At 58.8% G+C, this 20,976-nt stretch carries 16 protein-coding genes; 11 read left to right on the forward strand and 5 right to left on the reverse strand.

Going from position 1 to position 20,976, the window contains the following annotated elements; all coding sequences use genetic code 11:
* Positions 1 to 15: 15 nt before the first annotated feature.
* A complete protein-coding gene (locus IPJ76_15320) occupies positions 16 to 1,050 on the reverse strand; it encodes a hypothetical protein (GenBank protein QQR85958.1) in 1,035 nt (344 codons plus the stop codon).
* Entirely contained in the window at positions 1,047 to 2,318 is a 1,272-nt protein-coding gene (locus IPJ76_15325; protein ID QQR85959.1) for a hypothetical protein, read from the reverse strand. The genes IPJ76_15320 and IPJ76_15325 overlap by 4 nt, the downstream gene beginning before the upstream one ends.
* A 688-nt stretch (positions 2,319 to 3,006) precedes the next feature.
* Here IPJ76_15325 and IPJ76_15330 point away from each other — a divergent pair.
* Positions 3,007 to 3,660 (forward strand): hypothetical protein, encoded by a 654-nt coding sequence (locus IPJ76_15330; protein QQR85960.1) that lies wholly within the window; start codon positions 3,007 to 3,009, stop codon positions 3,658 to 3,660.
* 663 nt (positions 3,661 to 4,323) lie between these two features.
* Here IPJ76_15330 and IPJ76_15335 read toward each other — a convergent pair.
* The gene (locus tag IPJ76_15335) at positions 4,324 to 5,652 is read right to left on the reverse strand and encodes a saccharopine dehydrogenase NADP-binding domain-containing protein (protein QQR85961.1); all 1,329 of its coding nucleotides are present in this window, start codon (positions 5,650 to 5,652) and stop codon (positions 4,324 to 4,326) included.
* Positions 5,653 to 5,769: 117 nt separating this feature from the next.
* Between IPJ76_15335 and IPJ76_15340 the strand changes: the two genes are divergently transcribed.
* The 7 genes from IPJ76_15340 (at position 5,770) to IPJ76_15370 (ending at position 16,219) form a co-directional block, all read left to right on the forward strand.
* Positions 5,770 to 7,014 (forward strand): MFS transporter, encoded by a 1,245-nt coding sequence (locus IPJ76_15340; protein ID QQR85962.1) that lies wholly within the window; start codon positions 5,770 to 5,772, stop codon positions 7,012 to 7,014.
* A 128-nt stretch (positions 7,015 to 7,142) separates the two neighbouring features.
* Positions 7,143 to 8,159, forward strand: coding sequence for a DUF4476 domain-containing protein (locus IPJ76_15345; protein QQR85963.1), 1,017 nt, complete (start codon positions 7,143 to 7,145; stop codon positions 8,157 to 8,159).
* Between the two features lie 11 nt (positions 8,160 to 8,170).
* On the forward strand, positions 8,171 to 9,556 hold the full coding sequence (locus tag IPJ76_15350; protein QQR85964.1) for a hypothetical protein: 1,386 nt from the start codon (positions 8,171 to 8,173) through the stop codon (positions 9,554 to 9,556).
* A complete protein-coding gene (locus tag IPJ76_15355; GenBank protein ID QQR85965.1) occupies positions 9,556 to 10,938 on the forward strand; it encodes an LPP20 family lipoprotein in 1,383 nt (460 codons plus the stop codon). The genes IPJ76_15350 and IPJ76_15355 overlap by 1 nt, the downstream gene beginning before the upstream one ends.
* A gap of 75 nt (positions 10,939 to 11,013) precedes the next feature.
* Positions 11,014 to 11,613 (forward strand): hypothetical protein, encoded by a 600-nt coding sequence (locus tag IPJ76_15360; protein ID QQR85966.1) that lies wholly within the window; start codon positions 11,014 to 11,016, stop codon positions 11,611 to 11,613.
* Between the two features lie 115 nt (positions 11,614 to 11,728).
* On the forward strand, positions 11,729 to 14,431 hold the full coding sequence (locus IPJ76_15365; protein QQR85967.1) for an aminotransferase class I/II-fold pyridoxal phosphate-dependent enzyme: 2,703 nt from the start codon (positions 11,729 to 11,731) through the stop codon (positions 14,429 to 14,431).
* 69 nt (positions 14,432 to 14,500) lie between these two features.
* The gene (locus IPJ76_15370) at positions 14,501 to 16,219 is read left to right on the forward strand and encodes a biotin carboxylase (protein ID QQR85968.1); all 1,719 of its coding nucleotides are present in this window, start codon (positions 14,501 to 14,503) and stop codon (positions 16,217 to 16,219) included.
* A 74-nt stretch (positions 16,220 to 16,293) separates the two neighbouring features.
* Here IPJ76_15370 and IPJ76_15375 read toward each other — a convergent pair whose 3' ends face one another.
* The gene (locus tag IPJ76_15375; protein QQR85969.1) at positions 16,294 to 16,734 is read right to left on the reverse strand and encodes a hypothetical protein; all 441 of its coding nucleotides are present in this window, start codon (positions 16,732 to 16,734) and stop codon (positions 16,294 to 16,296) included.
* A 103-nt stretch (positions 16,735 to 16,837) separates the two neighbouring features.
* Here IPJ76_15375 and IPJ76_15380 point away from each other — a divergent pair, with 103 nt between their 5' ends.
* From IPJ76_15380 to IPJ76_15390, 3 genes are all read left to right on the forward strand, one after another.
* Positions 16,838 to 17,824 (forward strand): hypothetical protein, encoded by a 987-nt coding sequence (locus IPJ76_15380; GenBank protein QQR85970.1) that lies wholly within the window; start codon positions 16,838 to 16,840, stop codon positions 17,822 to 17,824.
* A 79-nt stretch (positions 17,825 to 17,903) separates the two neighbouring features.
* Positions 17,904 to 19,346: an aldehyde dehydrogenase family protein gene (locus IPJ76_15385; protein QQR85971.1), complete on the forward strand. Its 1,443-nt coding sequence runs from the start codon at positions 17,904 to 17,906 to the stop codon at positions 19,344 to 19,346.
* An 86-nt stretch (positions 19,347 to 19,432) separates the two neighbouring features.
* Positions 19,433 to 20,080 (forward strand): outer membrane beta-barrel protein, encoded by a 648-nt coding sequence (locus IPJ76_15390; GenBank protein ID QQR85972.1) that lies wholly within the window; start codon positions 19,433 to 19,435, stop codon positions 20,078 to 20,080.
* A 5-nt stretch (positions 20,081 to 20,085) separates the two neighbouring features.
* On the opposite strand, the gene IPJ76_15395 is transcribed toward IPJ76_15390, so the two are convergent.
* A complete protein-coding gene (locus tag IPJ76_15395) occupies positions 20,086 to 20,937 on the reverse strand; it encodes a GNAT family N-acetyltransferase (GenBank protein ID QQR85973.1) in 852 nt (283 codons plus the stop codon).
* Between the last annotated feature and the right edge of the window lie 39 nt (positions 20,938 to 20,976).

Below are 20,976 nucleotides of genomic sequence, written 5' to 3' on the forward strand. Positions count from 1 at the left end.
GAACATGCCTGTAGATCAAGGCCTCGCCGAACCAGTCTCGTACACGAACCTTCCGCTAACTCCACGTAACTGTGCGATCCAATTCTGATATACCTCAAAAGGCACCTCGCGGTAATCTGCTCTTATCAGGATCTCTAAGGTAGCCTCCAATTGAGACCTGATGGTCGTATTGTAGCCTTGGTCGTTGATGCTCAAGTCCAGCGCACGAGATAGAGCATCGACCTTCAGCAGCAGTGCATGCACGCTTATTGGATGTGCACTCAGAGCCGCATTGCAGCATCTGAGCGTAAAGTCGATCTGAGGAGAGGATGTGCGACGTTGATAGCCCTGCGCCAGGTCAGTGAGACAAAGCGCCAAGGTCTGCCGAAGACCCAGTGTATCCATGTACAACCCACTACGAACGGCGTCCGTGCTCACATAGCCGGTGGCCATGATCCAGGCGTCATCGGGGAACTGTCCGCTGGTCAACTCGATGTTGTACCAGCCATGCACACGGCTGTACTGTTTCACGTAAATGTGGTTTGGCACAACGGCGAGGTAAGCCTGCGTGCCAAGCCGCTTGCAGATCATGGCGTAGAGGAGCGGAAGGCTATGGCACTGCCCGCTACCGGTGGCCAACAGCTTGGTGACGAACGTGCTTTCCCAATGTTGTGCGCCGAAAAAATCGACCGTGTCGTAGGTGAACGGAAGGCCGATCGGGACACCTGGTGCGAGGAACGTCGTGTCGGTGAGCACATGGAACGTAGCGCGGTTCAGAGCGAAGGGAATGGAATCACTTTCGGTGTACTCGGACGAAGGATTGGCGAACGACCAAGCACGCGCCAAGGCCGCCAAGTCATCGATAGCACTGACGAACATGGAGCTGTCCAGTGCACCATCGAGATACGCGTTCTCCACGGTAAACACTGCGCGCTCAAGTTCTGCGGCCTCCTGCCCGGAGAGCATTCCGATCAGGACATCGAAAGCGCGGGCGTAAGCAGAGTCAGGTTGTGCTTGAACGAACCCGCCCGTGCAGAGCAGTATGATCAACTGCAGGAGTGCGCCTTTCATCGCTGGATGTTCCCGGGCGCAATGGGCTGCCCCAAGCCTTCCACTGCGCGGCGCTCCCTTTCCCGCTCCAGTGAACGCAGCCATTCAGCATAGGCTTCCGGAGGCATTTCGGAGTAACCCAGAAGACGTACCATTTCATCAGCCTTCTCGAAAGCATCAATCGGGCGGGCTATTTCAGGATCAGCATCCCACTTCTCTTTCGGCGGGTTGCCAGCGTTGCAGAGCGCCAAGCGCGCTTGCCTGATCCTCAGGTTGCGTAACTGAAGCCACGCATGGATATCAGTGGGGAACGCACGCAAAGTCGTGGTCAGACAGCGCTCGGCGAAATCCTCGTTCACCCCGAAGTGTTGCTCGTAACTCTGCAACAACTCGGTCAACAGGTGGGCTACAGCACGCCGTGTCCCGACCGTGTCCAAATAACTGTGGTTCTTCACCGCAATGCTGCTCACATATCCCGTACGCATGAGCCATTGGTCACTGGTGATCGCGCCAACTGTAGTCTCGAAGTTCTCGAACTGCGCTGAGCCGGTCGGATACTTCACGTAGCTGTGATTTGGGCTGAAGGCCCAGAACGCTTCGATGCCCAAGCGCTCAGCAAGAAGAAGGTAGAACAAGGGCATGGAGCGGCATTGGCCTTCACCGGTCAAGAGCAGTTTGCTGACGAGGAGCTTTGTGGGGTCTGCTTCGCCCCAGAAGTCGTCAAGGTCGTAGCGAAATCGGGGGTAGGCCTTGCCTGTGATCGGGTCACGCAATGAATCTGAGAACAACGCCTGGATACCTTGGTGAAGGTGGAGAGGATCTTCCACGTCGCCGCCCTGACGTCGAACGTTCGCTTTCACGGACACAGTCCATCGCTCCAGCATTCCATTGAACTGCTCTTGCGTGACGACGCCTCTGACCACAGGCGCCTCCATCGCGAAAACAGCTTCACGCAAGCTCATTGGCTCCGTGCCGCCGAGCATACGCTCTAAGCGATCGGCAGAACCCAGAAAATCACTCTGTAGGGTTGAGTCGCTGCTGCCCGGAACCGCGAATCCCAGCTTCTCCCGACAGCTGCTCCACAGCACTTTCACCACCGGCCTCGGTTCTGTTGCATTCAGCAACTCCGTATAGAGGGAATTCTTCAGCTCACGTATCCGCAGGTGCTGTTGGAATTCCAGTGCGGTTTTCTGCCTGATCTCCTCCTGGGTTGGCGGAGGGTGCAAACCATGGCGATCGGCAGCATTGCTCTCAACTTGGTTGATCACATCTTGGGCCGTGGCACCCATCGGATAGTTGGGGCGTGCGACTCCTTGACCTGGCCATGTAGATGGCGAAATCGGCGCAGAAGGTGAGTGCTGGATGTACGGGCTGGTGCCCGGATTTTGGGCTCGGGTGCAGCAGCCAAGAGCCGCAGGCACGAGGAACACCAATGCTCGGACGCAGCCCACGGGATGAAGGTAGGTTTCTGACGGAGCACTTCAACTGAAGTCCCCTGACCTGCCAGGGTCGGTTGATATCTCGATGAGGAGGGACAGGGTCAGAAACATACTTTCGGGCTGTTCACGCTTTTAGCTGCTACACCATGATTGCAATCAGAATGTTGGTGGTGTTGATGTCATCGCTCGTGGCCATGGCTTCTGATGCCCAGAGTGTGGGGGCCGCAACTCACGAGCGACGGGTTGTTACGCTCACGAACGGACTGTACCCCGAGTTTTTCGGGAACGATACACTTAGGAAAGTAGGTCGGGTGTGGTTCAACTCGGTTAGCGGGAAGATTGCGTCGATTGAAGGAGCGGAGGTGGGTAGCCCGCTTCTGCGGAAAGGCAATGACGATGAGGTTGGTAACACAGCGGGCACCATTTCTGACTTTCGTGCGAACATGCGGGGACTGGGCAGGGAAGATGGCTCAGTCTAGACCCGTTGGCGTACAAGTTTTCTTCAATTTCCCCATACGCGGCGCTCGGCAATAACCCGTTGATCATCGTTGATAGAGATGGCAAGGAGATTAGGCTTGTCGAGGCGGTGAAGTTTGACGAGCACGGTAACTTGGTTTACAAATGGGGTCAAGTCTCTCAGAAAATGGAACAAGTCCTGGCGGATATCATGAAGACTCCTGAGGGCGTTGCGTATTTGAGCAAATTCGCGAAGGCAGGACAGATCATTGGTGGTCATCTGTTCGAGCAGAATGGGGAGTTTCATGACCAACAGTTTGTTTTTGTAGACGTATCATTACGTGAGCGTGACTTGGGTGACAGAAGCAACGTTCCATATTTTGTCGAGGGTTTCTACGATAGCCGCGTATCCGAGGGAAGGGTTCAAGCCTTCGTTCAGGTCATGACCTTTATGCATGGCGACAAGTATGATGCAGGTGAAACCACGGCACACGAGGCTTTCTTGCATGGCTATCAAGCCGAGAACGAAATGAGAGCCTTTAAGCGGGGAGGTAAGGCCGCTTTTGATGCAGAGAGGGCCAAGGATCCTGAGGGCCATAAGGATCACAAAGCGTTGGCCAGCAAAGACGCCAAGCATCCGGGTTACAGGCTCTATAACGCTATTCGGAATGCCTTGAAGAAGGTTGACAAGAACTACGAACCTGCCTTCGAAAAGGGAGGTGAAAAGAAGCAGTGATGGGCCGAACCCGACTGTCCTTTGTTTCGTGCTGGCTATTCATGATGTTCTCGTGCATCGGGGGACCGGAGATTTCAAGTCGTTCCGGTCAGTATACGCTTCGCCTTGTTTCGACAAGCGACACGACCGATCACCAAGCTTCCCTTCTGGTTGATACAGCCGATGTGGGCAGTATCACCATCACAGTAACTGGAGCCCTTGCCAGGAACGGTCGCAGGCAGCGCACCATTCTGTACCGCCAACGGGATGCCCTCTTCGAGCGTAAGTACTTTGCAGACGATACATCACCCATGTCAGACTCGCTTGACCTTTTGGTCTTAGCCATGCATGACACAGCGTATACATATCTCTTCGATGGGCAACGCTATATGCCATTGGTTCCGTTCGGCTCGGAGGACTATCGTTTGACCATTGCTCCCGTTGGCAATCTTCGTTGGCAGTCGAAGCGATGCAATGTTCACGACACAACTTACTGTACATCGTTGGTCTTCGATCAGCGCTTTCGGTTGTACGCGGCTGAATTCCTATTCGGCGATCGTCGATACCTCTTTGAATACTGAACTGGGTTGCATCCGGTTTGAATCGCCTGAAGTACGATCCTGCGTTTCCGTTGCCAGATAAATACCGCTGAGTGCAGAACGTCGCTTGGTAGCACCTTCAAGTTTACCGCTCATCGAACACGAGGCCGTGCCCAGTGAGCTCATCGAGGATGGGATCGTACAGTTCAGCGGCGAGCGGCATCAATACACCGCGCTGCTTCACTTGGCCGTTGAGCACCAGCTTGGCGGCAATGGCCACGGGCAGGCCAACCGTTCGAGCCATGGCCGTGTAGGTCTGGTCTGCGCCGATCGCCGTCAACGACGCGTGCAGTTCGTGCTTCTTTCCACCCGCGGTGTACACGAAGCGGTGCCACATCACCACCAGGTCTTTGTCGTTGGGCTCCAGTTTCCAGCGTTGCTCGAGCAGGTGTTGAAGCAAACCGGCCGGTGAAAGTCCGGTCTTGCCGATCGGCTCTTCGGTGAACAGCCCTGCCTCAGTGAGCTTCTGCATAACTGCGCCGTTGGGCTCCAGGTTCAAGTAGTACGCGAGGTTCAAGCGGGTGTCACGGCCTGCGCTCGGCGGCAGGAAGGATTCCGTGTATTGCCGCCAGGTTGCACCGCTGGGCAGTTCCATAACGAAGCTGTCGTCGGTGCAGCCGAGCTGGATCAATGCATCCCATGCGATGCAGAAACCTGCCTTGCGGAGCGTGCCGCGCTTGAGCGTGGGGATCCCATCAAGGCCATAGTGCGATCTGTACTTGAGCGAATCGCGGTTCGCGTAGCCGTCGAACATGCCGAAGCCGGGCACTTTCACCTGCACCGTGCGTTGGAACAAGCGGTGGTAAGGGATGTACTTCGTTACACCTTGGTCGATGTACTTGGCGGATCCACCTTGTCCGGCCAGTATCACGTTGCGCGGGTTCCAGCTGAACTTGTAGCCCCATAGGTTGGTGTCGCTCTCGGGTGCAACCAGCCCGCCGCAATAGCTCTCGAACGCTTCAATGGTGCCGCCTTCGCGCTTGATGCGATCAATGATGCGCATGGCGCTCATGTGGTCGATGCCGGGGTCCAGGCCGAGTTCGTTCAACAGGACAAGCCCGGCAGCTTTGGCCTCAGCATCCAGTGGCCACATGGCATCGGGCACGTAGCTCGGTGTGAGCACGTGCTTTTTCCGGTGGATGCAGTCCTTTACCACATCAATGTGCATGTAGGCCGGCAGCATGCTGATCACCAGGTCGTGCTTGGCGATCTCGGCGGAGCGGGCTTCCGCATTCGTCGCATCCAAGGCCAAGGCGCTTGCTGCGTTCCCTGCGCCTTCCAGCAAAGCGGCGGCCTGCTTCACCTCCCGGTCCGCGACGACAATGCGCCATTGCTGCTCCTGCGCGTGTTCGACGAGGTACTTGATGAGCGATGAGGCCGAGCGACCTGCACCAAGTATGAGGATGGAGCGCATGGATGGAATTTTCGGATGCGGAAATGGGCGGCAAAGATGCCCGATGTGAGCCCGCCGCCCAACTGCCCCTGCGTTTCACCGATCCGTTGTTGCGAGCTACCGCCTTTCTTCGCCCACATGGACCGCAAGGTTTGGTTGCTCATCATCGTGGCCTCGCTCGGCTACTTCGTGGACATCTACGATCTGGTGCTGTTCAACGTGGTGAAGAAGGAAAGCCTGGAGGCCATTGGCTTGGTGGGCGAGGCGTTGAACGAATACGACACTTGGCTGTTCGGTTGCCAGATGGGCGGCATGCTTGTCGGCGGCTTGCTCTGGGGCATCCTTGGGGACAAGCGTGGCCGGGTGCAGGTGCTCTTCGGCTCCATCCTGCTGTACTCGTTGGCCAACGTTTTCAATGCGTTCGTCATCGACACATTCTGGTACTCAGTGTGCCGTGTATTGGCCGGTATCGGATTGGCAGGTGAACTGGGTGCGGGGATCACGCTGGTGGTGGAGAGCATGCCGCGCACGAAACGCGGCTGGGGCACTATGATCATCGTCACGTTCGGAGCGCTGGGCGCCGTGGTGGCCGGTCTGGTAGGCAACAGCGGCGCGGCCATGGCCAGTGCCGTCGGTCTGGATGTGCAAGGCTGGCAGATGGCCTACCTCGTGGGCGGGGCGCTGGGTTTGGTTCTGTTGGTGCTGCGGGCCGGGGCCTTCGAGAGCGGGATGTTCAAGCAGACCAAGGAGCGCGCCGACGTCGTGAAGGGCAACTTCCTTGCGCTTTTCCGGTCGAAGGCCAGCACACTGAAGTATTTGGCATCCATTGCGATCGGGCTGCCGGTGTGGTATGTGATCGGTGTGCTGATCAACAAGAGCCACTTGCTGGCACCGGAACTCGGGGTGGTGGGCGAGGTGAAGGTGGCCCAGAGCGTGATGTGGAGCTACATCGGCCTCAGCATAGGCGACCTGTTGAGCGGCTTGCTCAGCCAGTTGTTGCGCAGCCGTCGTAAAGTGATCTTCCTCTATATGGCCTTCCTGTCCGCAATGGTGCTGGTCTTCCTGTTCGACCGAGGTGTTGACCTGCCCTGGTTCTACATCATGTGCATGGTCCTCGGCATCAGCACAGGGTTCTGGGCGCTGTTCGTCACGGTGGCATCCGAGCAGTTCGGCACCAACTTGCGCAGCACCGTCACCAACACGGCACCCAACTTCGTCCGCGGGGCCGTTATCCCCATCACCTACGCTTTCGATGCGCTGCGCACAAGCTGGAGCGGTGTGATGGCGGCGCTGGTCGTTGGCGTGGTGTGCATCGGTCTTTCGCTGTGGGCTACTTGGTACGTGGAAGAGACCTTCCACAAGGACCTGGACCACGTGGAGTGAACGGATCGTTAATGGCCTTTCCGAAGGTCTGCCGTGCTCGTGCATGGCACACCGGTTGCCTTCCGGGTGCTGTTGTCATCCCGAGCGCAGTCGAGGGATACTTTCGCCCACCTTATCGATCACATCCCATGAAACGTTGGTCCTCGCTCATCGCAGCATCCGCCTTCTCGTTCTCAGCGCTCTTCGCCCAAACCAGCGACCTGGTCTTCTTCACTGATGACGGCACTGGCTTCGTCCTGGTGGTCGATGGCGACAAGAAGAACGCCGAGCCTGCCAGCCGCGTGCTGGCCACCGGCCTGCGCAACGAAACGCCCATGGTCATCATCAGCTTCGAGAACGGCAGCATCCCCGACCTGCGGAAGTCCGGCTATTTCCCGCTGGGCAAGGAGTACACCATCATGATCACCACCAACAAGAAAGGGGAGAAGGTATTGCGCATGACCGGCGAAGCAGCCTTGGGCACTGCTGCCAAGACCCAACCCGCTCAGTTGGTACCAGGCAACTTCGTGGACGATGCTGCAGTACCTGCCAGCACCACCACGACCACCTTCGGCACAAGCACGGGCGGGGTTCAAACCACGCAAACCACCACCGTGGAAGAAACCACCACCGGCAATGGTGAGAACGTGAACATGAGCGTCGGGTTCGGCGGCATCGGGTTCGACATGAACGTGAACGTGCAGGATGGCACGGGCAACACCAGTACGACCACGACGACCACTACCACGACGACCACGACAACCCAACCGACCACGACGGCGGTGGTGCAACCCAAGCCCGTTCCGGCCCCGGTTACTGTTCCTCTCCCTGAACCCGTGTACAGCATGCCCGGCTACACCGGTGCGGTGGGCTGCCTTTGGCCCATGAACGACAGCGAGTTCGCCAACATGAAGAACAGCATTACGAGCAAGACCTTCGAAGACAGCAAGATGACCTTGGCAAAGCAGATGCTGAAGGACCGTTGCATGACCGTGAGCCAAGTCAAGGGCTTCATGGGCCTCTTCACCTTCGAGGACAGCAAGCTCGACTTCGCCAAGTTCGCTTATGACCACACCTTCGACGTCGGCAACTACTACCAGGTGAACGACCAATTCACGTTCGAGACCACCATCGACGAGCTGAACCAGTACCTGGAAAGCAAGTGAACCCGTTCGCCATGAAGCGCTCCCTGAACATACTCGCGCTCCTTGTTGGCGTTGCGTTCCTCCTCGTAGCGTGCAACGGCTCGAAGGGGCTCTCCAAAAAGGCCGCTCAGTTGGAGGCCGGTGGGCTGTACACCGAGGCCGCGGATCTGTACCTGCAGGCGGCGCAGCGCAGCAGCAAGAACGTCGATGCCAAGATCGGCCTGAAGAAAACCGGCCAGCAATTGCTCAACGACAAACTGAGCGCGTTCTGGAAGTCGGTGAACGTGGAGGACAAGAAGGCCGAAACGGTTAACGCCTACTTGGCCGCCAAGGCTTATGCCGACCAAGTGGGCCGAGCTGGGGTACAGCTCGAGATACCTGAGCACTACACGACCGATTTCAACAAGGTGAAGGAGGCACATGTGCTGGAGCTCTATGAGAAAGGCCAAGCGCTAATGGAGAAGCAGGAATACGCGAACGCGGAGAAGATCTTCCAGCGGATCGGTGAGTTGGAGCCCGGGTACAAGGATGCTGGCAGCTTGCAAGCAGTGGCTTACCTGGAGCCGTTGTACAAGGGGGCCAAGGCCGAGTTGGAAGCAGGCCACTACCGCAAGGCCTACGATGGTTTTGGCAAGGTGATCGCCAAGGATGCTGGCTACAAGGACGCATCGGCCTTGCGCAAAGAAGCCGTCGAGAAGGGCCGCTACACCATCGCCGTGCTGCCCTTCAGTGGCGACAAAAAGCACAAGGCGATGAACGACAAGCTCGTCGCCTACGCGACCACTGCCCTCACAGAGGTGAACGACCCTTTCCTGCGGGTGGTGGACCGCGAGAACCTGCAGCGCATCCTCGATGAGCAGCGCCTCGGCTTGAGCGGCGTGGTGGACGAACAGACTGCTGTGCAAGTGGGCAACCTCATGGGTGCCAAGGCCGTGCTCATGGGCACGCTCATCGACTACCGCGAAGAGCCCGGTGCCCTACGCACCAGCACCAAGAACGGTTTCGAGAGTTATCGGATGCGGCAGCTGAACAAGGAAACCAACGAATACCAGGTGGTGGTGAAGTACCGCCCCGTGCAGTACAAGGAGCACTTGCAGGAGAACAAGGTCATCCTGTCGTTCAGCTACAAACTGGTTTCACTGGAGACCGGCGAGGTGCTCTTCAGCAAAGTGGTGGACGCCAACAAGAGCGATCGGACCTACTATGCCTCCTACGATGGCGCGAAGGAGAACTTGATGCCGGCTGCGGCCAACAACACTGTCGATCCCAGCGATGCCGCACGGCGCAACCTGCAGCAACTCCTGAACGCCCCGCGCGAGATGAAGCCCGTGGCCACGTTGGCCAGCGACGCCCTGCGCGACGGCACGAGCAACATGGCGTCTTCCATCCGCTCGCAGGTGGCGAGCATCCAATTGTGATGCGCGCGTTCCCTGTACTACTGGTGATCTCCCTGGGTGCGCTCAGCGCTTGCAAGGACAAGCAAGTCGTCGTGCAGCAACCCGTGGAAACGCCAAGGCCCGATTGGGTGCTCCAGCGACCTGCTGGTACTTTCGACTACATCGGCATCGGCACGTCGCCCAAGAGCCGGCCTGACTGGCAGGAGGCTGCCAAGAAGAATGCGCTCAACGACCTGGCCAGCGAGATCAGCGTCACCATCGAGGGCAATTCGTTGCTCTACACCTTGGACCGGAAGACCTCTTTCGACGAGACCTACACGAGCAGCATCCGCAGCACCACGCGCGAGCAACTCGAGGGCTACGAGCTTGTCGGCACGTGGGAGAACGCCAACGAATACTGGACCTACTACCGGCTCGACAAGTCGAAACACGCTGCCATCAAGGCAGAGAAGAAGCGGCAGGCATTGGCGCAAGCGGCCGACTTCCACCAGCGCTCCCTCAGCAGCCAAGCCGCCGGCGACCTGAAGACCGCCTTCGATCTCGATATCCGGGGCCTGCTCGCCATGCGCGAATACTGGGGCGAAAGCGATGTGGCTGAAGTGAACGGCAAGCCGATGCCGTTGGCCAATACCATCTTCAGCGACCTGCAACAGTTGACGAGCAACGCGCGCTTCAGCATACTACCGGAGCGCTGCGAGCTGACCTTTGACAAGGACTTCCGGCGCGAGCTGCTCATCAGCACAGTGCTGGAGCGCAGCGGTTCCAGCACCGCCCTCGCGCAACTGCCGGTAAGCATTACCTATCCCGGTGCCAACGGCAAGGTCACCGAGAAAAAGAACACCGACGCCGAAGGCCGCACGCAGACCACGGTGCAGCGCGTGCAGTTGGATGCTGCAACACCGGAAGTGCTGGTCACCCTCGATATGGATGCCCTCGTCAGCAAGGACCTGGACCAAGCCTTCGTGAAGCCGTTGCTTGCTAGTCTGACCATCCCGGAAAAGCGCGCCGTCATTGAAGTGCGCATGCCGCGCGTGTTCATGCAGGCTGCTGAGAAGAACCTCAACACGCCCATCACCGATGGGGGGTCGGCCTTGGTGCTGAAGGAAGAACTGACCAAGCGCGGATTCCGCTTCGTTGATCGGGAGAGCGAATCGGACATGGTCCTGCAACTCGGTGCCAACACCCGCGAGGGCGGCACGGCCAACGGGTTCTTCACCACCTACCTCGACATCACCGTCGCCTTCCGCGAGCGGCGCAGCGGCGATGTGGTGTACGAGGGCGGCAAGCAGAGCATCAAAGGCGTGCAGCTCGACTATCCACGCGCTGGCATGGACGCCTACAAGAAGGCGGCGCAGGATGTCCGGAAGGAGATCGTGCCCGCCCTGCTTGAAGCGCTGCTCTAGGATTTCATCACGACAACACACTTTGGCACACCTTTGGCCTTCCGCAACACGACGAACAATCCAAACGTCCCATTCATGAGAACCTCTTCCACCTCCCGCACCCTGACAGTTCTTTTTTCGGCCCTGCTGCTGTCCGGCGCGATGATGTCTTGCAAGAGCAAGAAGAAAGCCGCCGAAGCTGAGGCCAAGGTCCCGCCTTCCGGTGAAACCGAGGTAAAGGTGATGTGCAGTGGATCGGAGTACTTCACCAACAATGAGTTCTTCCGTGCCAATGCCGTAGGTGAGAGCATGGACCAGATGACCTCGAAGAGCAAGGCCATGACCGCAGCCAAAGGGCAGCTCGCCAGCGATATCAACAGCAACATCAAGCGCGTCATCGACCAGTACGTGAACAGCCGCGAACTCAACAACCGCGAGGAAGTGAGCGAGCGTTTCGAGGGCCTGACCCGCGAAGTGGTTGACCAGAAACTGAGCGGCGTGCGCACCATCTGCGAGAAGCAGGTGACCGTGAACGCGAACGGCAACTACAAGACCTATATCGCCATCGAACTGAGCGCACAGGAACTCCTGGCCGCCTACAACGAGCGCCTCAGCAACGACGAGCGCCTCCGCGTGGACTACGACTACGAGAAGTTCAAGGAGACCTTCGAGAAGGAGATGGAGAAGATGAAATAGTGGAACGGTCCGGACCGCGATCAAGGAAGCCCTGCCAACCGGCGGGGCTTCTTCTTTTCCGTGCGCGCTCGATGCGGGCGGGCTTCTATCTTCCCCACGTCCTTAGCGTTCATCCATGTCCAACGGCTCTGAAACCCGACCCCACTACAACGCCGCCCGCCTTCGCTCCCACACATGGGACCAGTTGAAGCTCTCTGCCCAGGCCCTGGATGAAGGCAGGGGCAATGCGGAGGAGGTCTCAGGTCTGCTGGCTGATCTGCTCACCATTGAGTTGTACTGGGCCTATCCCGGTCGCTCCACCGTGGAGCGCTTGCAACAGATGCTTCGCGGTCGCGAGCACCACACTCTCACGCAGAGCGTGAACCATGTTGTACGGAACCTGAGCAGTGGTGCTTTCCGAAGCGACCCCGTGGTGCTGGCCGATCCATTCGCACCGCCGCACGTGCTGCTGGAAGGCGAAAAGGAAGCCGCGCACCTCAACTACTTCGAAACGCTGTTCGTCGATGAGCTGAGCGAGGTGGAGGAGGCGGCGTTGAAAGTGAAGCTGCACCAGTGCCGCGACCGACAAGACAACTTCATTTACGCCCCCGTGGTGGTGCGCACCGTGCAGGATGCGCTGGTGGCCTTGCTCTTCAACCACAACATCCAAGCGGTCGTGGTACGCTACGGGGTGCCGTTCAAGAGCGAGCACCATAAGGGCATCCTGCGCGAATACACACGCGCGATCGATGACCTGGACTTGAGCGACCGTGGGCAGGCCAACATGGGCCCGCTGCTCGCGCGCATCATGAAGTGGTTCCGCCCGGAGGTGGACCGCTACTATGTGACGGATACACCGATCACCGGACTGAAGGACAGCACGCTGAAGAACTTCCGCCGCATCTTCTACCGCACGGAGGACCTGAACGAGCTGCACATGACGATCCTGCGCGGCATCCAGGAGAAGTACGACACGCCGTTCTTCACCGCGCTCAAGGAATACAGCAAACGTCCAATGGGCGTCTTCCACGCCATGCCGATCTCGCGCGGCAACAGCGTCTTCAAAAGCCGCTGGATACAAGACTTCGGGGAGTTCTACGGGCGCAATCTCTTCCTGGCGGAAACCAGTGCCACGACCGGAGGACTGGATTCGTTGCTGCAGCCAACCGGCCCTCTGAAGAAGGCGCAGGAACTCGCCTCGCGCGCGTTCGGTTCGCAGCACACGTTCTTCGCGACGAACGGAACGAGCACAACGAACAAGATCGTCGTGCAGGCGCTGGTGGAGCCGGGTGACATCGTGCTCATCGACCGCGACTGCCACAAGAGCCACCACTACGGCATGGTGCTCAGTGGGGCCTACCCGGTTTACCTGCACAGCTACCCGCTGCCCAAGTACAGCATGTACGGCGCGGTGCCGCTGGAGCACATCCGCGAACAACTGCTTGCCTTGCGGAAAGGCGGCCGCTTGGACCGCGCCAAGATGCTGCTGCTCACCAACGCCACGTTCGATGGGGTGGTGTACAATGTGGAGCGCGTGATGGAGCAAGTGCTGGCCATCAAACCGGACATCGTGTTCCTGTGGGACGAAGCGTGGTGGGCGTTCGCCGGGTTCAGCTACATCCTGCGCCAGCGAACTGCGATGCACGTCGCACAGAAGCTCGCCCGCAAGTACCGCACACCCGAGTACAAGGAGCAGTACGACGCGCACATCAAGGGGTTGAAGAAAGGGGAGGAGCCGCGCATGCCCGATCCCGCCAAGGTGCGCATCCGTGTGTACGCCACCCAGAGCACGCACAAGACACTGACCTCCTTCCGTCAGGGCAGTATGATCCACATCTGGGACGAGGACTTCAAGAAGAAGAGCGAAGCATCGTTCCACGAGGCATACATGACGCACACCAGCACCAGTGCCAACTACCAGATCCTCGCCAGCATGGATGTCGGTCGTCGGCAAGTGGAGTTCGAGGGCTACGAGTTGGTGGAGAAGGCCATCGAACTGGGCTTGTTGCTGCGACGTACGATCCGCGAGAACGAGCGCCTGAAGAAGTGGTTCGACATCATCACCATCAGCGACTTGGTACCGAGCGAATTCCGGCCAAGTGGCGTTGAGGGCTACTACCGCAAGGACCGCGGCTGGAACGACATCGAACGCGCCTGGGCTGAGGATGAGTTCGCGGTGGATCCCACCAAGATCAACCTCTATACAGGGCACACCGGCATAGACGGCGACACGTTCAAGAACCGCTACCTGATGGACAAGCACGCCATCCAGGTGAACAAGACCAGTCGCAACAGCGTGCTGTTCATGACCAATATCGGCACCACGCGCGGCTCGCTCGCCTACCTGACGCGTGTGTTGCTGCAGATCGCCGAAGAACTCGAAGAACGCAACGCCGGTTGGGACCACGCGGAACGTCGGATCCACCTGAGCCGCATCCGTGCGCTCACCGATCCCAAGCTGGTTCCACCATTGCCCGACTTCTCCAGTTTCCACCGCAGCTTCCAAGGCATACCCGGCGTGCCCGGTGGTGACTTGCGCAGCGCGTACTTCCTGGCCTACAACGAGGACCGCTGCGTGCATGTGAAACTGCACGACGCCCTCACCATGATGGAGGTCGGCCAGGAACTTGTTTCGGCCAGCTTCGTCATTCCATACCCACCGGGCTTTCCCGTGCTGGTGCCGGGGCAGGTCATCAACCAAGAGATCATCAATTTCCTGCTGGCCATCGACGTCAAGGAGATCCATGGTTATCGCCCGGAGCTCGGCTTGCGTGTATTCACCGACGCCGCGTTGGGCAGGCAGAAGACGGCCACTGCTATGGGCGGAAGGAAACGCTGAGGCCCTTTCGCATCCCCGGTTTACTTTGCTCGCAACCTGTCCCGGCAAAGCGGGACTACACCAGCTGCCATGGCCAAGAAGAAGTCCGCACCCCGCAAGAGCGTAAAGCTGTCTGCCCGCAAGCCGACCAGGAAAGTTGCCGCAAAGCGTAAGACCACCGCAACGAAGAAGGTTGCCAAGGATCCGGTCCGCAAGGCTGCTACCAAGCCTGTTGTGAAGGCTGCAAAGAAGAATGCCCGGAAGAAGGCGCCCGCTACCCTTCGACAGGCTCAGGGTGACAGAAGGCCGAAGTCAGCGAACTTGTTGAAAGGCACCAGCGACATCCGCCGCTTCTTCCACCGGAACGAGACGCCGATCTACTTCATCAGCGCCACCAACTTCAACCTGCTGGGTGCCGACGAGTGGATCAAGGGCTTCAAGTTCATCACCTACATCGATTGCTTCGATGGGCTGCACCCCAACCTGATGAGCCCGAAGACCGAGGAACCGCACGAGGAATTCCAGAGCATCGAGGACATCAACAACTACCTGCTCACCCACAGCGAGGTGCGCGACTACATAGAGCAACGCAAGCCTTCGACGGGCTCAAGCCGGCAGTACCCGAACGGGAAGGCGCTCTTCCTGATGTTCGATGAGAAGACGGAGGCACTGGCGAAGAAGGCCGGACTCGAGGTGATCTTCCCGCCCGCCAAACTGCGGAGCTGGCTGGACAACAAGGTGAACACGAACCGCGTGGCTGAGAAGGCCGGTGTGCCGTGTGTGCCCAACGTGCTGAGCCCAGTGCGCCATTACGAACACCTGCTCGCAGTCGCGCAGAAAAGCAGGCTCGGCACCGACCTTGTAGTGCAAACGCCCTACGGCGACAGCGGCCACACCACGTTCTTCATCAAGACCAAAGCGGACTACGACAAGTACGCGAAGGAGATCGAAGCGGAGAAAGAGTGCAAGATCATGAAGCGCATCAACTGTCGCGGTGCGGCCATGGAAGCATGCGTCACACGGCACGGCACCATCGTAGCGCCGCTGATGACGGAGCTCGTCGGCTTCAAGGAACTCACACCCTACAAGGGCGGCTGGTGCGGCAACGAGATCTTCGCCACCACCTTCACGGACAAGATCCGCGCGAAGGCGCGCCGCTACGCGAAGAAGTTCGGCGACCAGCTGCTGAAGGAAGGCTACAAGGGCTACTTCGAACTGGACTACCTCATCGATCAGGACAACGGTGAGATCTATCTCGGCGAACTGAACCCACGCGTGACCGGTGCCAGCTCCATCACCAACCATGCGGTCTTCGCGCTGAGCGACATGCCGCTGCACCTCTTCCACACGCTCGAATGGATGAACGTCCCGTACGAGTTGAACGTGAACGTGCTGAACCGACGGTGGGCGAAAGAGGAGAACATCGATACGTGGGGCCAGATGGTGATCAAGCACACACAGGACGACATCCGTCGAGTGACCGAAGCCCCGCGTAGCGGCATCTGGCGGATGCGTTACGATGGCAGCATCTACTTCTGGCGCATGGACACGCACCGCCGCTATGTGGAGAAGGACAACGAGGCCTTTTTCCTCCGCATCACGCGCGTAGGCGATTGGCTCTACGAAGGCGCCGACATCGGCATCCTGGTGATGCGCGGCCGCATGATGACCGACGACTTCCAGCTCACCGAGCGCAGCAAGAAGTGGCTCGCGGCGATCCGCGCGGAGTACAAGAGCGTGGTACCCGGCTCACAGGGCAGCAACGGCCATGAGCACATGCTGGAGATAGGGGGTTTCAAAATGATGTAATGGCGGGACGAGGTTCACGCCTTGCTTTGCCGTTTTGTGTCCTTGCCGCTATGGCGTACAATGGTTGCTACCTCTTAGGTGATGATGCGCATGAAGAAGTACGCCTTACGAAGGGGTTCTACATGAATTGGTTCATTGATCCGGTTGATCGGCACATCATCCTGAGTTCGGATGATCCAAGGAGTGGTGTCGTCGTGGTAGAGAGAACCGTGGTGGCCACTGGATTCGACAATGACTTCATAATCGCGATGCAGCACCGGTACCTTGCCGATACGATAAGCGCACGACTGTTCCTTCGCGATTCCGTTTCCGGTGATTATGAACTCATGGATCCAGCAGATTCGGTTTATCTCTGGGAAGGCGATAGCCTCTATGAACGAAACGGACGTTGGTACCACATCAGCAACGGATCGGCCATCCCGGATAGCCTTCGACCATACCGAAGCATATCTAACTACTTCGTGATAGACCTTCGGAAATTCAGGGAAGGTGATCGAGACGGTTACGAGGTTCATCAAGCCGTCGGAGAATCGGCATTCCATGCTCTCCGATCGACACTTGCAGTGCCTGAACACCTCCATTTTACCGTCATGGACTCAACCTTGCGCTGAGATGTACGTGCATTTGAAGCTTGTGAAGGAGCCCTGGCCCAGCGACCGCTGGCAGACATTTTTCGACCGTGCTTGGCCGCTGTTCAGGATCTGGTACGAGAGCGAGGGCTTGGAGAAGCGCCCCGACCTCGTGACCTGTCGCAGCCTATTGGAGCTGCACATGCCGGAGTTGATCCCGGTCTACAACAGCCTGTGCCGCATCGCCAAACACGATGATGTGGCCTGCCGTTTCCTCAGCATGTGGTGTCCACCGCCGTACATGGCCGGCTGCTCCCAGGTGGCCTGGACGAAGGGCGCACCCACGCTCATCCGCAACTACGACTTCGACCCGCGCTACTTCGATGGGCGTATGCGCTTCACGGAATATGTGAAGCCCGTGATCGGCATCCAGGACAGTGGCTGGGGTTTGCTTGACGGTATGAATGCCGATGGCCTTGCCGTTGCGCTCGCCTTCGGGGGTAGGAAGGTGAGCGGCACCGGCTTCGGAATACCCCTACTGATCCGCTACGTACTGGAAACGTGCAGCACAACCGATGAGGCTTGCGAAACGCTCTCGCGCGTGCCTGTTCACATGGGCTACAACGTCACGGTGGTGGACAAGACCGGCAAGTACGCCACGGTGTACCTGAACCCGGATCGTCCGCCGCAAGTGGTGTATCAAGCAGTGGCGTGCAACCACCAACATCAAGTGGAGTGGGATGAGTACGCCGCATTCACGCACACCATCGAGCGCAAGCACTTCCTCGAGCACAGCATCGCCAGTCCGAAGCAGACACGCGCGGCGCTCATCAAGCAGTTCCTCAAACCGCCCCTATACAGCCAGCAGTACATGCGCGGCTTCGGCACGCTGTACACCGCTGCCTATGATGTGGCCAAGGGACGCGTGCAGATCATCTGGCCGGACAAGCAGGTGGAGGCGAGTTTTTCGCGATTCGAGGAACAGGAGGTGCAGGTGGTGCTGCTAAGGCCGGTGGGGAGGTACTTGGCGAAGTAGGCCTGCGGCAAAGTGCACGAGGACCCAAGGGACAGGTGGCATTCTTCGCGCTCTTTGCGTCCTTTGCGGTATGAACTCCATGGCTGTTTCCTCCGGGCTCTTCACCCCCGCCAACCTCATTAATGGCTCCTGGTCCTTCGAAGGGGACGGCACCTTCAACACGGTCGTGGACAAGTACCACGGCACAGAACTGGCGCGTATCCCGCACGCCACGGAGGCGCAGATGGAAGAAGCGATCGCTGCTGCTTTCGCAAGCCGCGACGTGCTGCGGAAGATGAGCGCTGGCGAGCGCAGCGCGAAGCTCGAGGCCTTGGCCGCTCAGATCGCGAAGCACGAGGAGGAGATCGTGAAGCTGATGGTGCAAGATGCCGGCAAGCCCGTCGGCGCTGCACGGATCGAAGTGGCGCGCAGTATCACTACGGTGCGCACGGCGGCTGCTGAGGCCTTGCGTTTCGGTGGCGAGATCACGCCCATGGACTTCGGTGCGGGTGCTGGCAAGACCGCCTTCACGAAGCGCTTCCCCGTCGGCGTCATCGCCGCGATCACCCCGTTCAACTTCCCGCTGAACCTTGTGCTGCACAAAGTGGCACCGGCCATGGCGGTCGGTTGTCCGGTTGTGCTGAAGCCTTCTCCCCAAGCACCGCTGTGTTCACTTGTGCTCGGCAAGTTCATGGAGGAGATCGGCTGGCCGAAGGATGCCTTCCATGTGTTGATGTGCGGCGTGCCCGTGGCCGAGAAACTAGTGAAGGACGAACGCGTGGCGATGCTCAGCTTCACCGGCAGCGACAAGGTGGGGTGGCACCTGAAGAACATCTGCGGCAAGAAGAAGCTCGCACTCGAGTTGGGCGGCAACGCGGCCGTGATCGTTGACGAAGGCGTGGACCTAACGGCCGTTGCCAAGACCGTGGCCATCGGCGCGAACGTGTATGCAGGGCAGACCTGCATAAGCACACAGCGCATCTATGCGGTGGCTTCGGTGTTCGCGCAATTCCGTGAACTACTGGTGAAGGAGTACGCCGCGTTGAAGGCAGGCGACCCGAACGATGCGGGCGTGACTGTCGGTCCCATCATCGACAAGGGGCATTTCGAACGTATCGGTAGCTGGGTGGATGAAGCGTTGAAAGGCGGCGCGACTTTGCTCGCAGGGGGGAAGGCAGTGGATGCCGCGCGCAACATCTACGCGCCGACACTTCTCACCGGAACCAACGGCGCCATGAAGGTTAACTGTGCCGAGGTCTTCGGGCCTGTTGCGGTGCTGGAGGAAGTGGCCGACTTCAACGAGGCCATCGCGCAGGTGAACAATAGCACCTACGGTTTGCAGGCGGGCGTCTTTACGAACTCGTTGGCGCACATGAAGCAAGCGCACGATGAACTGGAAGTGGGCGGCATCATCATTGGCAATGTGCCCGGCTTCCGTATCGACAGCATGCCCTATGGTGGCATCAAGGACAGTGGCCTGGGCCGCGAGGGCGTGAAGTACGCCATGGAGGAGATGAGCGAGCCGCGGTTACTGGTCTATTGATGAGTCCCGACTGTTGAAAATGCACCCCGTTTTCATGATGCATGGTGCTTGCGGGTGCACACCTTCGCGGTCATATGCACCCGATCATGAAACGCCACCTTAGTGCCTTGGCCCTCGTTGCGCCGCTGGCCCTGCAGCTCAACGCCCAGTCGAACGAAGCGGGAACGTTCCACATTGGCTTGGGTTGGAGCCTGGGTATCCACTCAACCAATTACGAACAAGAGTACACGGTGGCCGGTGTGATCGTTCGTGATGAGGACCAGGACGCGGCAATTACCCGCACGTTCCCCATCGATATCCAGATCGGCGTGGCCAAGCCGTTGAGCTTGGGGCTTTATGGCGAGTTCGGCCGCTACCTTGATTCAAGCGACACGCGTTCCAATCGGATCCTCATTGTCGGTTTCGCACCGCGCGTGTACATCATCAACAAGGAGAAATTCAACTGGATGATCGGCCCGGAGATCGGCATCAGCGGGCTGCAGATCGAAGACGTGGAGTTCAACAACAAGAAGTTCACCGATAGCTACGCCGGGTTGCACGTCAGACTGGCCACCGGCATCTCGTTCTATTTCGTGAAGAACTTCGGCCTGCAGTTCCAGACGCGTTATGCATACCATAACATGCAGTGGCGCGATAGGGACCCGGAGAACACGGCGTTCGACCAGCTCGACTACGAGGGCATCCTCACGACTTCCGGCATCCAGCTATCGCTTGGGGCCACGGTGAAATTCTGAGCACATCAAAGCGTATCGAAATCGATGGCCTGGAACCGCACTTGATCCGCGGGCAACGTACGACCTTGTCCCGTTAGATCCTTGAAGATCAGATTGAGCGGCGACGGGCGGAACCGCATGGGAATGTTGAAGTAGGGGCGGAGGAACCAGTTGGTGCGGCTGTCGAGGCCGATCCAAACGCGCAATGGGTTCCAGCCCGTGGCTTCGGGCAGTTCGCTGGTGAGCGTCCCGCCGTCGAGCGCGGCCAGGAAAAGGCGGGCGCCGAACTGCGTGCGGTCCGTAAGGACCAGATCCCGGCAGGTGGTCAGCGCGCTGTAGTATTTGTTCCGCGGATGGCCCAGGCGCCAGTCCACAGCCTTGGTGTGCCAGATGCGTTGGTACGCTACCGGATACTCGTTCTTGTTGGTGATGGGACCGACGCCAACCATGGCCATCAACGGAGCAACCAGTTGGAAGCCGAGCTTCTTGGTGAAGCCGTGCGTGCTGTTGGCATTGGCAACGCCGATCACGAAACCGAAACCTTCACGGGCCGCCGCTTCGTACGTCAAATTGGCCAGCTTGGTGAACAGGCCCTTTCCTTGGTGATCAGGATGGGTGGCCGTGTTCAGCGAAAGCAATCCGCGCTCTTCCTTGCCATGAACGCGAGCCACCAGTGGAATGGCCACGTAATGTGCTGCTAGCACTGCGCCGGCGAATGCATTGAAGCCAACGACATGTCCATCGGGGTTGTCGAGGTATTGCCACCGCACCACGGGTTCCGTGAAATGTGAGGCCTTCGGGAAAACGTTCCGCAGCAGCGCCGTCGCTTGCGCAATGCTCGCATCCTCGGTGCCGACGCGCTCGAAACGGTAGTCCATGGTGGCGAATGTACCCGGGTGGCCTTGCGCGGGTACATT

The sequence above is a fragment of the Flavobacteriales bacterium genome, assembly GCA_016699575.1.
GTDB lineage: Bacteria > Bacteroidota > Bacteroidia > Flavobacteriales_F > PHOS-HE28 > PHOS-HE28.

Excerpts from the sequence above, each read along its gene's own strand:
- IPJ76_15320 (QQR85958.1), bottom strand. The coding sequence starts at position 1,050 with ATGAAAGGCGCACTCCTGCAGTTGATCATACTGCTCTGCACGGGCGGG.
- IPJ76_15325 (QQR85959.1), bottom strand. The coding sequence starts at position 2,318 with ATGGGTGCCACGGCCCAAGATGTGATCAACCAAGTTGAGAGCAATGCT.
- IPJ76_15335 (QQR85961.1), bottom strand. The coding sequence starts at position 5,652 with ATGCGCTCCATCCTCATACTTGGTGCAGGTCGCTCGGCCTCATCGCTC.
- IPJ76_15340 (QQR85962.1), top strand. The coding sequence starts at position 5,770 with ATGGACCGCAAGGTTTGGTTGCTCATCATCGTGGCCTCGCTCGGCTAC.
- IPJ76_15345 (QQR85963.1), top strand. The coding sequence starts at position 7,143 with ATGAAACGTTGGTCCTCGCTCATCGCAGCATCCGCCTTCTCGTTCTCA.
- IPJ76_15350 (QQR85964.1), top strand. The coding sequence starts at position 8,171 with ATGAAGCGCTCCCTGAACATACTCGCGCTCCTTGTTGGCGTTGCGTTC.
- IPJ76_15355 (QQR85965.1), top strand. The coding sequence starts at position 9,556 with ATGCGCGCGTTCCCTGTACTACTGGTGATCTCCCTGGGTGCGCTCAGC.
- IPJ76_15360 (QQR85966.1), top strand. The coding sequence starts at position 11,014 with ATGAGAACCTCTTCCACCTCCCGCACCCTGACAGTTCTTTTTTCGGCC.
- IPJ76_15365 (QQR85967.1), top strand. The coding sequence starts at position 11,729 with ATGTCCAACGGCTCTGAAACCCGACCCCACTACAACGCCGCCCGCCTT.
- IPJ76_15370 (QQR85968.1), top strand. The coding sequence starts at position 14,501 with ATGGCCAAGAAGAAGTCCGCACCCCGCAAGAGCGTAAAGCTGTCTGCC.
- IPJ76_15375 (QQR85969.1), bottom strand. The coding sequence starts at position 16,734 with ATGAACCTCGTAACCGTCTCGATCACCTTCCCTGAATTTCCGAAGGTC.
- IPJ76_15385 (QQR85971.1), top strand. The coding sequence starts at position 17,904 with ATGGCTGTTTCCTCCGGGCTCTTCACCCCCGCCAACCTCATTAATGGC.
- IPJ76_15390 (QQR85972.1), top strand. The coding sequence starts at position 19,433 with ATGAAACGCCACCTTAGTGCCTTGGCCCTCGTTGCGCCGCTGGCCCTG.
- IPJ76_15395 (QQR85973.1), bottom strand. The coding sequence starts at position 20,937 with ATGGACTACCGTTTCGAGCGCGTCGGCACCGAGGATGCGAGCATTGCG.